Here is a 14,045-nt window from a genome sequence, read left to right as displayed (position 1 = left end):
TCAGCTCGTCGCGGGTTGCCCGTCCGGCTGCCGGCTCGCCACCTCGGCGTCGGACCGATCCGGCTGTTCCACGAGTTGCCGCCGCGCCAGTCGGTGGAACAGCCCTTCGGGTTGGTCCATCAACTCGTCGTAGCTGCCCCGCTGGACGATCCGCCCCGCTTCCAGGACCACGATGGTGTCCGCCGCACGGACCGTGGACAGCCGGTGGGCGATGACCACCCGGGTCGCGGCCAGGGCCGCGGTGCTTTGGGTGACCACCTCCTGGGTCCGGTTGTCCAGGGCGCTCGTCGCCTCGTCGAGGAAGATGATCCGGGGCCGGGGAGCCAGCGCTCGGGCGATCAGCACGCGCTGGCGCTGCCCGACGGAGAGCGTCCCGCCGCCGAACGGCACCATCGTGCTCATTCCCATCGGCAGCGCCTCCAGGTCGTCGGCGAGGCCGGCCATCCGCGCCGCCTCCCAGACCTGGTCCAGCGGGAAGCTGCCGGCGCCGCAGATGTTGTCCCGTACCGAGCCGGCGAAGAGCTGACCGTCCTGCAGGACCACCCCGCACTGCCGGCGGACCGCGTGCACGTCGAGTTCGGAGAGGTCCTGGCCGTCGTAGAGCACCGCGCCCTGCTGCTGGCGTTCGAAGCCGAGCAGCAACCGGAGCAGCGTGGACTTTCCGCAGCCACTCGGCCCGACGATGGCGACGAACTCACCCGGTCGGACGTGCAGGTCGATGTCGACGAGCACCGGCGGCTCGTCCGGCTGGTAGGCGAAGGTGAGCCGGTGCAGCGCGACCTCGCCGCGCAACTCGCCCGGGTCCACCCGGTCCGGCCGCGCCTCGGGGTCGGCGCGCAGGATGCCCCGCAGGCTGCCCAGCCGGGGCACCGCCGCGATCACCTCGACCCCGGCCGTCACCAGCACCAGCAGCGCGCCGAGCAGCATCGCGAAACCGACGTTGAGAACGAAGAAGTCGGCCGGCGCGACCCGGCCGGCGAGCGGCCCCATCAGCACGGCGAACAGGACCAGTTGACCGGCGACCGGCAGCACGGTGGCGAAGGCGACCAGGCCCGCCTGGCTCTGCCGGACCCGTTGCAGCGCCGCCCGTGCCACCGCGGCCACCTCGGACCAGCGGGCGTGGGCCCGCGCCTCGGCGGCCGCAACCTTGATCTTGATGATGCCGCCGAGCAACTGGTTGGTCATCGCCGCCGCCCGGTGCTCGGCCGGCAGCGCGGACCGTTGCTGACGGACGATGAGTACGGCGAACGCGCCGAAGGCCAGCATGGTGACGCCGACGATCCCCGCCCCCCACAACCCGAGCACGGGCTCGATCACCAGCAGCATGCCGACGGTCACCACGACTGTCGCGCCCGCCGAGACGAGCTGCGGCAGCAGCGCGCTCAGCGCCTCACCGACGAACGAGATCCCCAACATCGAGTTGGCGATCTCACCGCTGCTGCGACCGGTGAAGAACCGGGCCGGCAGCCGCATGAGCCGGTCCCAGATCGCCATCTGCGCGCCGGACTGCAACCGGCCGTCCAGCCGCAGCAGCCGCAGGTTCTGCACCACACCGACCAGCCCTGCGACCACCGCGGCGCTGAGCAGCAGCCCGAGGAAGCCGAACAGGCCGTGCACCTCGCCCTGCCGGGCCAACTGGCCGAGCACCGCGCCGGTGGCCAGCGGCACGCCCAGGCCCAGCAGCGCCACGCAGACGGCGGCGAACAGCAGGCCCCGCACGTCGCGGGCCGCACCGACAAGCCCGGCCCGCAGCAGGTGGCGCATCCGCGCGGTCGGCGGTAGCGGTGCCTGCACCTGGGTCGCCTCGGCGGCGAACGTCGCGGCCACCGTCGCGTCGATCGAACCGTACGCCCGGGTGTCCGGGTCGACGTGGTGGTAGCGACCTCGGCGGAACAGCAGCGGCACCGCGACGGCGCGCTCCGGGTCATCGCCGGTCCGCCACCCCACCAGCGGCCCCAGATCCCGCCGCCACCACCGGTCCGGCAGGTGCACCTCGCGCAGGAACAGGCTGGACGCCCGGGACACCGCGTGCACCGCCGCCCGGTCGTCCAGCGGCGCACGGCTGCGGTCCGCCGGCTCGTTGACCGGGCTGCCCATCCCCTCGGTGACCACCCGGACCACCGAGGCCGCCCGCCCGTACCGGTCGAAGCCGGCCTCGATGTCCGGAACCGGCACCGCGCCGCCCGCGCCGATCACCCCGATCGACCGGCGGGCCGCCGCGGCCAGCACCGCGGCGTCGATCTGCCGGCGCCGCTCGACGGCGCTCAGCAGGGCCGCGTCGGCCTCCTCGATCCGGGTCTCCACCATCCGCAGCAGGCGGGCCACGTGCTGGTCGACCGCCGACCGGAGCTCACCGGTGACCAGCAGGTCCCAGCTGCCGTGGCTCTCCACCGCGCACGGCGACTCGGCCACCACCCAGTCCCGTTCGGCGACCAGCAGCAGCTCCCGCTCCCCCGACATCTCCACCGGGCCACCGTCGTTGCGGCGCAACTGTCCGCCGGCACTGCGCAGCCACCAGGCGCCGCCGGTGGAGGTGAGGGCGCTCCCCTGCGCCAACGAGAGGATCTCGCGCCCGTGCAGCGTGGACGCCTCCCGGGGCGCCTGCCCCCGCCGCAGCGCGTCGGCGATGGTGACCAGCACCAGGTCCACCCCCGCGACCAACTCCCTCGCGGCGGTCCGCGCCCGCCCCTCGTCCGCCGGACGGCCGAGTCGGACGTGCCGCTCCAGCAGGGACAGGTGACGCCGGGACAGCCCGCGCAGCTCCGTGCCGGGCAGCGGCACCAGGATCAACTGCCACGCACCGATCGCGGTGGACGTCGGCACCAGGCCACCTTCGGGCAGCCGGGCCACATGGTGGCGACGCGACGGGCTCAACCCGGCCCGGCGCACCGCGAACAGGTCGGCCTCGCCGCCGGTCACCAGCCAGCCGGCCATCGGGCCGTCCAGGCGGCAGACCTGGCGTACGCCGTCGGCGCAGAAGCCGATCAGGCCGCCGGCCTGGGGATCCTCCACCGCGCCGCTCATCAGCGTCTCCTCGGATCGTCGTGGTCAGTGGTCCCGGACCAGGCGCGCGTACGCCCCGTCCCGGGCGACCAGTTGCTCGTGGGTGCCGCGCTCCACCTCTCGACCGCCGTCCAGCACGACGATCAGGTCGCAGTCGCGGACCGTGGACAGGCGGTGGGCCACGATGAGGCAGGTCGCCCCCCGCCGACGCAGGTGCAGGTCGATCCGGCGTTCGGTCTCGGCGTCCAGCGCGCTGGTGGCCTCGTCGAGCACCAGCACCCGGGGGTTGCGGACGAGCGCGCGGGCGATCTCGAGCCGCTGCCGCTGGCCACCGGAGAAGTTGCGGGCGTTCTCCCGTACCGGGCTGGCCAGGCCGCCCGGACGGGCCGCGACCTCGTCGTAGAGGCACGCGTCGGACAGCGCGGTGACGACGTCCTCGTCCGCGACTGTCAGGTCCCACATGGTGACGTTGTCCCGGACCGTCCCCTCGAACAACCGCTGGTCCTGGTCCACGATGGCGACGGTGGCCGCCCAGAGCCCGTCGTCGGTCCCCGGCCGTTCGACGCCGTCCACGGTGACCCGGCCGTTCCACGGACGGTAGAGCCCGGCGACCAGCCGGCCCACCGTCGACTTGCCACTGCCCGAGCGGCCGACGAGCGCCACCCGGGCACCCGGCGGCAGGTCCAGGCTGAAGTTCTCCAGCAGTGGCCGGCCCAGCGGGTTGTAGCCGAAGGTGACCTCCTCGATGCGCAGGTGCCCCTCCATCGGCGTCAACGGTCGGGCAGGTCGATCCCCGGCCGACGGCAGCGGATACTGCTCCACGTCGCGCAGCCGGTTGAGGTCGGCGCTCATGTCCTGCAACCGCGAGCCCAGCGCGGTCAGGCTGCCCAGCGGCCGGTTCATCGCGGCGGCCAGGCTCTGCATGCCGACCAGCACGCCGACGCTCATCGCCTCCGCCATGACCTGCCGGCTGCCCAACCCCAGCAGCACCGCGGTAGTCCCCGAGGCGAGGAACGCCGGCAGGACGGAGAGCACCGCCGTGGGCACCCCCAGCCGCTGCTGACGGGTGGCGACGGTGGCGTGGCGCGCCGCGAACCGGGCCACGGCGCGCTCCTCCTCGCCACCGGCCTTCACCGTCTCGATCATCTGGACCGTGGTGTACACGGTGGTCACCAACTTGCTGCGGTCCGCCTGGAGCCCGGCGACGGCGGTCGACCGGGTCGAGGCGACGTAGCGCAGCACGCTGACGTTCAGCCCGGCGAGGACCACCGCGCACAGTCCGAGCAGCAGGTCGTACTGGCAGAGCAGCACCCCGTACGCCAGCACCAGGCCGGTGTCCACCACGGTGGTGGCCGCCCGGCGGGTGAGCACCTCGGCGACCACCTCGTTACCGCGGACCCGCTGGCTGAGGTCGGCGGCCTGCCGCTGGTCGAAGAAGGTCGGCGGCAGCCGCAGCAGATGTCGGAAGAACCGGGCGGCGCTGGCCAGGGCGAGCGCCGTCTCCGCGCGTACCGTCAGGTGTTGCTGGAGCAGACTGGCCAGGAAGGTCAGCACGGTGGCCACCGCCACCGCCGCCACCAGGCCGGCGAACGCGGCCCGGTCCTCCTGCAGCAGCACCCGGTCGACGAAGACCTTGGCCATCACCGGGATGGTCAGACCGACGACGGCGATCAGCAGCCCGAGCAGCAGCATCTGCGCGATCGCCGAGCCGGGGCCGCGCCACCGCTGCGCCAGCGCCCGGACCATCCGGTAACGGGTGCCGCCCGGCCGGAACTCCGGGCCGGGCTCCATGGTGAGCGCGATGCCGGTGAAGGCGCCGTCGAACTCCTCCCAGCTCACCGCGCGGGGGCCGGTGGCCGGATCGTTGATGTAGACCTTGCGGCCGAGGCCCTCCAGCACCACGAAGTGCTCGAACCGCCAGAACAGCACCGCCGGCAGCGCCACGGTGGCCAGGCCGGTCAGGTCCATCTGGAAACCCTTGGCCACCATCCCGTACCGGCGGGCGCCCTTGAGCACGGTGGCGGCGGTGGAGCCGTCCCGGCTCACTCCGCACACCCGGCGCAACTCCTCCAGGGGCACGTGCCGGCCGTGGTGGGCGAGCAGGATCCCGAGTGCGGCGGCGCCGCACTCCACCGCCTCCATCTGGATCAGGGTGGGTGTGCGGACCCGTCGACGCCGAATCCGGGGCAGCTCCGGTGTGCCGGCGGCGGGGATCGGTGGCGCGCTCATCGCCGCAGCAACCAGTCGATCGGGTGCTCCTGGTCCACTGTGAACCAGGCGGTGACCTCGCTGGCCGAGTTGAGCTGGAACGGCGGTGGGGACTTGGTCCAGCGCAGGCCACCCGGGGCGGCCGGGTCGGGCTCCAGGGCGACCGTCACCCGGATCACGCTGCCGCGGGCGAGCAGCCGCCGGACGTCCGGCCCGGTGCCCAGGAAGGCCCGCAACGAGGCCTCGGTCTCCGGGAAGGCGCCGACCATTGTCACCTGACCGGCCAGCGTGCCGAACACGTTGCGCGGTGCCGCCGCGGCGGCCACCTCGACGGGTACGCCGGGTTGCAGCAGCGGCGCGGCGACGGCGGGGGCGTAGACGACGGCCTGCAACGCGTCCCCGGCGGTGTCGAGCCGTTCCAGGTCGGCCAGGTGCGTGCCCGGGGTGACGATCTCGCCCTCCGAGACCAGCCAGGCCACGACGTACGCGTCACCCGGCGCGTTCTCCACCCGCACCTTGCCGTCCATCGTGCGCAGGCTGTAGAGGGGGGTTCCCTTGGTCACCCGCTGGTGCGGTGACGCCCACACCTTGGTGACCTGACCGCTGTCGAGCGCGTCGAGGGCGGAGATCCCGTTGGAATGGATCAGCACCCCGGCCGCCTCGACGGTCCGGGGCACCACCGTACGCACCGACCAGACACCCGCGGCGACCACGACGATGACCAGCGCCGTGGTGGCCAGCCAGTTCGGCACGGTGGTCAGCCGGACCGCCCGGTCCAGTTGCTCGGGCGCCTCCAACTGGCGCAGTGCCTGCCGCCGGAACTTCATGGCTGACCCCCCGCCCCGGCGGCGCAGCGGGAGCCGAGCAGGAAGTCGGCCACGCTCGGTTCGACCAGCGGATCGAGCCCGGACAACTCGGCGAAGGCCTGGGAGTCCCCGGCGCCGAGGGCGCACGGCGCCAGCCCCATGGCGGTGGCGACGAGATACATCTGCTGGGTCAGCACACCCGCGTCCTTGAGAATCATGGCGTAGCTCATCCCTTCGTACTTCCACATCAGCCGCTGGACCCGGGCGGTGACCACCAGGACCGTCTGCGGCGGCCGGGCCATGGCGCCGGCCGCCCGGGCGTACGCCAGCAGCCGGTCGGCGGCGGCTCCCCAGCCGGCGACCGGCTCCAGCCGGTGCCCGACCGCGTCGTAGTGGTAGAGCCCGGGGTCGAGCCCGGCGCAGCGCGCGACCAACGGGTAGATCTCCAGCTCGTAGACCCCGCCGCCGCCCGGGTAGGGCCGGTGGCCGACCTCCTGCCCGCCGGCCTCGCCGACGGCGGTGGTGTGCTGCGACCGGTGCAGGAACTCCGCCAGCCGCTCCAGGGGCAGCGGCGCGGTGTCGTCGTGTTCGCGTACGCTGCGCCGGTCCGCGACGACCTGACTGAACGCGGGGTCCGCCTTGGCGATCGTCGCCAGGTCCGGCAGCGGCAGCTCGATCGTCCGGCCCCCGTCGTACGGGCGGCGCAGCGGTTGCGGGGCGAAGCGCTCCCGCATCCGGTAGGTGCCGCCCACCGGCAGCGCGTGCCGGCCGGCCCGGGAGCGGTGGTGCAGCCGCAGTTCCTCCGGCGACCAGTAGGCCAGCGGCGCGTCGTCGCGCTCCGCCTCGAACTCGGCGTCGGTGACCAGGATCCGAGCGGTGGCCAGCTCGTCGAGCACCCGGCCGGCGGCCTCCGGCGGCACGCCGAGCGTGCGGGCCACCGTGTCTCCTCCGACGCCCGGCACGGCGGCGGCCAGCACCGCGCCGAGGGCGGGGTCGGCGCAGCCGACGGCGAGGGTGCTCAGCGGTGACGCGGCCACCAGCATGGCCCGTTCGTGCTGGAGGGTGGCGAAGCGGGAAAGCCGGTAGCGGGCCCCCGGGGTGTGCGGGCGGCTCTCCGGCAGACTGCCCCGACCCAGGCCGGTGGGCACCAGGTCGAGCAGCGCCCGGTCGTCGACCTGCACGCGACGCTCCAGCCAGGAGTGGGCGAGCAGCCTGCGCAGCAGCAACTGCGCTGGCAGAACCCGACTCTCCCCCTCCAGGCCGCTGATCAGTCGACCGACCTCGACGTCGCTGACCCAGTCGGCGGCGAGCCGCAGCAGCAGCGCCCGCCGGCCCATCCCCGGTTGCTCCAGGGTGAGCTGGAAGCGGGTCTGCCGCAGGGTCAGCGAGCCGTCCTCGCCGAGCCGCAGTTCCGCGTCGCGGCGCAGCCGGTACGAATCCTGGATCGGCGGGCCGCCGACGGAGCCGCTCACGACGACCGCCGACCGACCGGGTCCCCCACGGTGGTCATCTGCGCACCTCTCGCTAGAAGAAAACGTTCAGCGGATTGGCCGACGCCTCGTCGGCGGCCAGCGGGCCCCGGCCGAGTCGGGCCGGCACGTCCCACAGCCGGCCGGGACCGAGCCGGCGCCAGAAGTGCCGCAGGCCCGGCACGACGACCTTCACCACCGCCAGGTCGACATCCGGACGGGACTGGTCGACGACGATCACCTCCAGGCCGGCCCGCTCCGCCCGGCGTACGCACCGACGCACGTCGCCCCCGACATCGCCGGTGGTCGACGCCGGGTGGTCCGCGGCGGTGCTCGGTGCCCGGGTGGGGTCCGGAGACAGCCACGGCTGGTCGGCCACCCGCACCGTGCCGAACCAGCGCGCGGTGTCCGGATCGTTGATGCCGTACCGGTTGCGCGCGGAGGTGGGTCCGGGAACGGCGGGCAGGAACTGGTTAACCTCGGTGAGCGCCCGGGTCAGCGCGACCCGCGCGTCCAGGTGCGCGCCGAAGCCGACCAGGACGTCCTCCGGCCCTCCGTCGGCCCGCCGGGACACCGCGGCGAACGTGGGTACGCCGAGGTCGGCGGTCAGGTCGAGGGCCCACAGCTCGCGGCCCAGGGCGGTGGCGTGGTGGTCGACGCAGGCGGCGGTCCACGGGTCACCGAACGAGGCGAGGTCCACCCCGGGCATCCGGGAGCGGTGGTACCACCACAGGGCCACGCTGTCGCGCTCCACGAGTTCGCAGAAGCCCTGCAGGATCGCCTCGGACAGGTTGCCGCCGGCCGCGCAGCCGTTCGAGTCGGCCGAGCACACCCCGAGCCCGGTCAGCTCCGGATGCCCGTACCAGCAGTGCGCGGCGGGCAACTCGCGCGCTGTCTGGCGGGTCAGCGACCAGCCCGTGGTCCAGTCCAGCTCCACGTCGTCCGGCAGCGGGCGGGGAACGCGGTGCAGGTGGCCCAGGTCGCGGTTGAGCCGTTCCCGGTCGGCGTACTGGCGTTTCGAGAACAGCAGCAACTCCCGCAGGTGCACCGCGCGGTCCGGGCCGAGCTGCTGGTAGGTCGCCCGGTGCACCGGGCGGTCGCCGCGCCACACCCCGCAGTAGCGCTCCACCGCCTCCCCGATCGCGCTCATCCGGGCGTGCAGGTCGGTCCGGCCCTTGCCGCCGCTCTGCCCACGCAGGTTGCGGCGCAGAGCGGCGAGCTGGCGGGGCTGGGCGAAGTTGTGCCCGGCCGAGTACGTGTGGGTGACGCCGTTGTCGGTCGCCTCCAGCGGGGTCAGCCGGCTCACCACGCCCAGGTACCGGCTGACGTGGTGGGCGAGCGCGGCGTACGCCTCGGCGGGCTCCCGGGTGCGGGAGTCCTCGGCCCGGCTGGGCTGGGCGCCGCTCGGTGGCAGGTCGATCCGGGGCTCGGCCTTGCCGACGAGGTCCGGGTCTCCGCAGGCGGGGCACTGCGGCTGACGTACCAGCTGGTGGCTCTCCGTGCTCAGGTCCCGGGTGTCCAGGGCGACCATCCGGCCGGTGAGGCGGGGCGACGTTCCCCGTACGGCGAGCACGGCGAGTTCGGCGGCGAGCAGTCCGGCGGCCATGGTGGCCAGTCCGGGCAGGACCGCCCGGCCGGGCTGCGGCAGCGGACCGGCCAGGTCCTGCCCGCCGAGAAAGGCGTTCACCTGCTCGTTCTCCTGCCAGCGTTGCCGCAGGCAGACCCAGCAGCCGGTGCGGCCGGGCACCAGGTGCGGGCCGAGGAAGACGACGTTGCCGTGCGGCCGGGCCAGGGTCCACGCGCGGCCGGCCGCCAGGTGACGATCGTTGATCAGGGCCAGCCGGGGGTCGAGCATCGACGACGGCAGCACGAGCACCTGGGCGGTGCCCGGGTCGGGGTCCGGTCCCGCCGGCCCGACCACCGTCACGGCGAGCCCGAGTGCCCGCAGCGCGTCGGCGGTCTCGGCCACCCGGGGCGCGCCGAGGTCCACGATGGTGACCGGGCCTCCAGCCATCCACCGTTGCCCGGCCTCCGGCGGAACACCCCGGGCGTCCCAGCCGGCGGCCTCGGCTGGCGAGGTGTGCGCCGGACCGGACACCAGCAGGCCGTGGTCGCGCAGCCGGGCGAGGGCGGCGGCGACGGCGGCGACTGGATGCCGGGTGGCCAGCCGGGCCACCACGTCGGCCAGCGGCGCGGCGCCGTCGAGCTGGTCGGCCAGGTCTGCGGCGACCGGATCGTCGACGAGCAGGCTGCGGGTCTCCCCCAGCACCACGAGCGGACCGTCGGGCAGCCGCACCGGTACGTAGTCCGATCGGAAACGCGGACGCCACATGGTTCCTCCCGAGCCTGCTGGACCGCCAGCTCCGCCGGCGATCACCGCTGCTGCAATCGTCGCGGTCCGGGGCGTCCGATCCCGAGTGATGCCACCGGTTTCTGCCGTCGGCCGCCTCCGGCCCGGTCAGCTGGCGGTGACGGTCAGCGCGGTGTCGTTGAGCCCCAGCACCGATGTGCCGGTGGCCTGCGCCGGTACGAGCAGCAGGAAGGTCTCCACCCGCGTGACCCGGATGGACTTTCCGCTGACGTCCTCGCGGTGACCGGTGGCGATCAGATCCGGGCTCTGCGGCACCATCCGGACGGTGGCCGGGCCGCCGGGTGCCGGGCGCAGCGTGTCGGTGGCGTGGATCGTCAGGAAGGTCAGCGTGCCGGTCGGCACCGCGACCGCGCAGTCCGACCACTCCGCGCGGTCCATCGTCCGCTGCACCGCCGCGCCGACGCCGGCGAGCTGCTGCCCGTAGACCTCCCAACCGCCGGCGAACTGGCCGTCGAGCAGCGGGCTCGACGCGACGAGGGACCGATTGCTCGTCGTGGACCCGATGCTGCGGGCGAACACCTCGGCGGCGAGGGCCCGCCGGCTGGTCTCGTCGAGGGCGGTGCCGCCCTCCGTGGCCGGCCGGCCGTCGATGCTCCGGGCGACCACCAGCGACGGTTGGGTGACCTGGACGTTGTGGCTGAGCTTCCACTGGCCGTCGGCACCGAGCACGAACTGGCTGACGTCGGTGGGCGCCAGCTCCGAGCCGGCCAGCCTGAGGGTGGCCGTGACGAGGAAGCAGGCCGGGTCGCCGGGCGGCACCGCGAACGCCGGGTTGATGTGCTGGAACGACGGTTGCGGACGTTGGTTGTAGGCGGCCCGGCGGACTGCGGCGATGCTCAGGTCCAGCGAGGGCGACACCTCCTGGGTCCGCAGCGCCTCGACGTCACCGGCCACCGAGGCGGCCGAGTCGGCCTGGTCGAAGGCGGTGAGCACCAGCGCGGCCCGGTCCCGACCGAAGGTGGCCGAACCGTCGGGCTCCGGGGTGGCCGCGTCCACCGGCTCGCCGCCACAACCGGTCAGCACGAGCAGCGCCACCGCGGCGGCGGCGAACGGCATCGCCGGCACCGGCGCGGCGGGGGTACGCGGGCTCCTGACGGATCTTCTGCCCAGCATCTCGTCCTCCATCCACCACCCGGTACACGGGAATCGCGCCCGATGCATTCGAGTATGTGAGCGGCCGTCGGGCCACACCGGTGCCGGCGCGGCCTCGTGCTGCACGGCCTGTCGGCGTTGCACCAAACGACGTCATCCGGCCCGGATCGCGGTCACCGTTCGGTGTCATCGAGCCGAGCGACCCAGGCGACCAGACCCGACCGGGAGGCGACGCCCGCCTTGCGGTAGATCCGGGTCAGGTGCGCCTCCACCGTGCGAGGGCTGATGTTCAACTGCCGCCCGATCAGCCGGCTGGTGACCCCGGTCGCCGCCAGCCGCGCGATGTGCCATTCCCGGTCGGTCAGGGCGGCGACCTCGCGCGGGCCGACCGGACGGGCCAGGCGCAGGCCGACCCGTTCCGTCCCGCACCACCGGGCCAGTTCCAGCGCCCGGCGGCGGGCCCGCGCCGCCGCCCCGACCTGGCCCGCGGCTTCGGCCGCCCGGGCCAGCGAGGCCAGCGCAAGGCTGCGCCGTAGGGCCATCCCGCCAGAGCGGAACAGATCAACCGCGGCTTCCAGGTGGAGCAGCGCCGCCGGGATCTCGCGGCGGGCGAGCAGCACCTCGCCGTACGCCGACTCGGCGAAGCCCCGCTGCCCGGCAAGACCGACCTGGTCCGCCTCGGCCATCGCCCGTCGCGCCTGCCGCTCGGCGTCGGCCACCTCGCCCGCGGCGAGCGCGGCGGCACAGAGCAGCTCGTACCACATCGGCCGAAGGGTGCTCTGGAGACGGCTCAGCCGGCTGTCACCACCTGCTGAGTGCACCAGTTCGGCGCAGGTCGCCGGATCACCGGACAGCAGTGCCGCGGTCGCCAGCGCCATCGCGGCGGTACGACCGCACCAGGTGGCGAGGTCGGGGGCGATTTCCATGGCGCTGCGGGCCAGCGCGACCGCCCGGTCGTCGTCGCGAGGGCCACCACGCCACGCCGTCGCCTCCGCCTCGAACGCCAGGGCGAAGCTCAGCAGGTCCCGACTGCCGATGCGCCGGGCGACGATGCCCGCCTCGGTGGCCAGGCCGATGGCGGTGGCCAGCTGACCGCCGTGATAGGCCACCTGACTGCGACCGAGCAGCAGCAGGCACAAACCGTCGTCGCGGTGCGCGGCGCGGACGAGCGCCAGCCCTCGGTCGAGGTGCCGCGTCGCGTCGGCCTGGCGTTCGAGGTACAACTCGGTCAGGCCGAGCGCGGTGAGGCAGTCGGGGTGGTCCCGCACGTCCCGGTCCGGCAGCGAGTCGACGATCCGGACGCCGGCGTCGAGCAGACCTCGGGCGTCGTCGAGTGCGCCGTCGTGCACGGCGGCCAGGCTGCGGATGGCCAGCAGGCCGGCCCGGTCCCCGCCGGAGCCGCCGAGTTCTCCGGTGAGCTCGTCGGGCAGCCCGACCATCGGGCGGCCGGCCAGGATGCCGGCGGCGCCGATCTCGGCGGCGAGTCGGTAGCCGCCGGTGGGTCCGGTGGCGGCCGGCAGGGCGGCCAGCTCGCGCCGGCTGATCGCCGCCGCCTCCGCGTAGTTGCCGAGCAGGCGTTCCACGCGCGCCCAGAGAGCTACCGCGTGGGCTCGCCCTCCCTCCGGGTCGGCCGGGAACAGCGGCACGATCTCCTGGAGCAGGGCCCTGCTCTCGGCCAGGTTGCCGGCCTCCCCGGTGATCTGGGCCAGCGCGAGTGACACGTCTCGGCGACGCTGCGTCGAACCGGCCGTCGGCCGTAGCGCCCGCAGCGCCAGCCGCAGCCAGCGGATGGCCAGGTCGGGTGTCTCGCGTCGGATCTCCTGGGCGGCCCGGCAGAGCACGTCGACGCAACTGTCGGCCCAGCGGCCGTTCGGCACGGCGAGCAGGCGCTCCGCATAGCGGGCCCGGTCCGCGGGTGGCGCGCCCAGATCGACCAGCGCGGTGAGCGCCCGCGCACAGGCCTCCACCCGCCACGCCGGGTCGGTGTCCTCGACGACCGCCATCCGCAACACCGGGTGTCGGAAGGCGAACCGTCCGGTGCCGGGGACGCGGCGGATCAGGTCGAGCCGGGCCAACCGCCAACTGGCCTCGACCGCCAGTGACACCGGGACCTGCGCGACCTCGGCGAGCAGGTCCGCCGCGAAGGGCGCATCGACGATCGCCCCGGCCCGCAGGCAGGCAAGCTCGACCGACGGCAGGCCCGCCCAGTCGCGGCGCAGCACGGCCACCGCCGCATCGGACAACCGGGCGCCCTGCGCCACACGGATCGGGTCGGCGCTGTCGGATGCGGGGCCACCCGGCAGCGCCGCCAGGTAACCGGGGTTGCCGCCTGTCACGTCGTATCGGGCGCGCAACTCCGCCGGGTCGACGTGGGGGTGCAGAAGCGCGACATCGGCCAGGCCGAGAGGGCGGAGTTCGATCCGATCGCGTGGCGACGGGTCCGCATCGGCGTGTTCGTGGGGATCTGGTGGACCGAACGGCATCGGGGTCGCCATCTGCCGCGGACGGTAGACGAGCACGAGCAGCAGTGGGGCGGGCACCGGATATCGCAGGAGGTGGGCGATCAGACCGGTGGAGGAGGCGTCCGCCCAGTGCAGGTCGTCGAGGACCAGCACCAGACCGTCCCGCGCCGCCAGGCCGATCAGCCGGCGGGCCAACTGGTAGGTCCGGAACCGCCGGGCGTCCGACGCCCGCGCCGGCGACGGTGGCACCGCGTCGGCGGATTCCGCCCAGGTCTCCCTGGCGGATCGCCCGGCGCGCAGCCCGCGTCGGCGTGGCTGCCCCTCGGTGAAGGCGTGTCGGAACACGTGGAAGGGAACGCCTCGTTCATCCGGCGCGCAGGTCCCGATGGCCCATGCGACGGTGGGGACACACCGCTCCAGGGCCTCGCGGACGAACCGGGTCTTGCCGATGCCCGGCTCCCCCACCACCTCGCACACCATCTGCCGGCCGCGGTTCAGCGCGACGGCCTGGGCTCTCCCGATACGCGCCAACTGTGGTCGCCGCCCGACGAAGCGCGGGTCTGTTGCCGCATTTTCCAGCCCAGTTGTCATCACGCAGATCAGACGCTTTCCGGCACACTCAAAGGGGGATTGG

At 74.2% G+C, this 14,045-nt stretch carries 7 protein-coding genes; all 7 read right to left on the bottom strand.

The annotated features are described in order from the left end of the window. Positions 1 to 3,024 carry an ATP-binding cassette domain-containing protein gene (locus ABZ780_RS01605; RefSeq protein WP_357483065.1) on the bottom strand — a complete coding sequence of 1,008 codons (3,024 nt, stop codon included), beginning with the start codon at positions 3,022 to 3,024 and terminating at the stop codon, positions 1 to 3. A 24-nt stretch (positions 3,025 to 3,048) separates the two neighbouring features. Further along, a complete protein-coding gene (locus tag ABZ780_RS01600; RefSeq protein ID WP_357483063.1) occupies positions 3,049 to 5,232 on the bottom strand; it encodes an NHLP family bacteriocin export ABC transporter peptidase/permease/ATPase subunit in 2,184 nt (727 codons plus the stop codon). After that, complete coding sequence (locus ABZ780_RS01595; RefSeq protein WP_356999121.1) at positions 5,229 to 6,038, bottom strand: hypothetical protein; 810 nt, start codon at positions 6,036 to 6,038, stop codon at positions 5,229 to 5,231. Before ABZ780_RS01595 ends, ABZ780_RS01600 begins: the two co-directional genes overlap by 4 nt. Beyond that, entirely contained in the window at positions 6,035 to 7,489 is a 1,455-nt protein-coding gene (locus ABZ780_RS01590) for a SagB family peptide dehydrogenase (RefSeq protein ID WP_357483059.1), read from the bottom strand. The genes ABZ780_RS01595 and ABZ780_RS01590 overlap by 4 nt, the downstream gene beginning before the upstream one ends. 52 nt (positions 7,490 to 7,541) lie before the next feature. Beyond that, on the bottom strand, positions 7,542 to 9,818 hold the full coding sequence (locus tag ABZ780_RS01585; RefSeq protein WP_357483056.1) for a TOMM precursor leader peptide-binding protein: 2,277 nt from the start codon (positions 9,816 to 9,818) through the stop codon (positions 7,542 to 7,544). 126 nt (positions 9,819 to 9,944) lie between these two features. Further along, entirely contained in the window at positions 9,945 to 10,982 is a 1,038-nt protein-coding gene (locus ABZ780_RS01580) for a hypothetical protein (RefSeq protein ID WP_357483053.1), read from the bottom strand. A gap of 140 nt (positions 10,983 to 11,122) precedes the next feature. Beyond that, a complete protein-coding gene (locus ABZ780_RS01575; RefSeq protein ID WP_357483050.1) occupies positions 11,123 to 14,002 on the bottom strand; it encodes an AAA family ATPase in 2,880 nt (959 codons plus the stop codon). Positions 14,003 to 14,045: the final 43 nt, after the last annotated feature.

Origin of the sequence: Micromonospora sp. NPDC047467, assembly GCF_040643095.1 — a bacterium.
Taxonomy (GTDB): Bacteria; Actinomycetota; Actinomycetes; order Mycobacteriales; family Micromonosporaceae; genus Micromonospora.
Note: the sequence above shows the minus strand (reverse complement) of the source record. Positions and strands in the feature narration are given on the sequence as shown.

Excerpts from the sequence above, each read along its gene's own strand:
- ABZ780_RS01580 (WP_357483053.1), bottom strand. The coding sequence starts at position 10,982 with ATGGAGGACGAGATGCTGGGCAGAAGATCCGTCAGGAGCCCGCGTACC.
- ABZ780_RS01605 (WP_357483065.1), bottom strand. The coding sequence starts at position 3,024 with ATGAGCGGCGCGGTGGAGGATCCCCAGGCCGGCGGCCTGATCGGCTTC.
- ABZ780_RS01585 (WP_357483056.1), bottom strand. The coding sequence starts at position 9,818 with ATGTGGCGTCCGCGTTTCCGATCGGACTACGTACCGGTGCGGCTGCCC.
- ABZ780_RS01575 (WP_357483050.1), bottom strand. The coding sequence starts at position 14,002 with ATGACAACTGGGCTGGAAAATGCGGCAACAGACCCGCGCTTCGTCGGG.
- ABZ780_RS01595 (WP_356999121.1), bottom strand. The coding sequence starts at position 6,038 with ATGAAGTTCCGGCGGCAGGCACTGCGCCAGTTGGAGGCGCCCGAGCAA.
- ABZ780_RS01600 (WP_357483063.1), bottom strand. The coding sequence starts at position 5,232 with ATGAGCGCGCCACCGATCCCCGCCGCCGGCACACCGGAGCTGCCCCGG.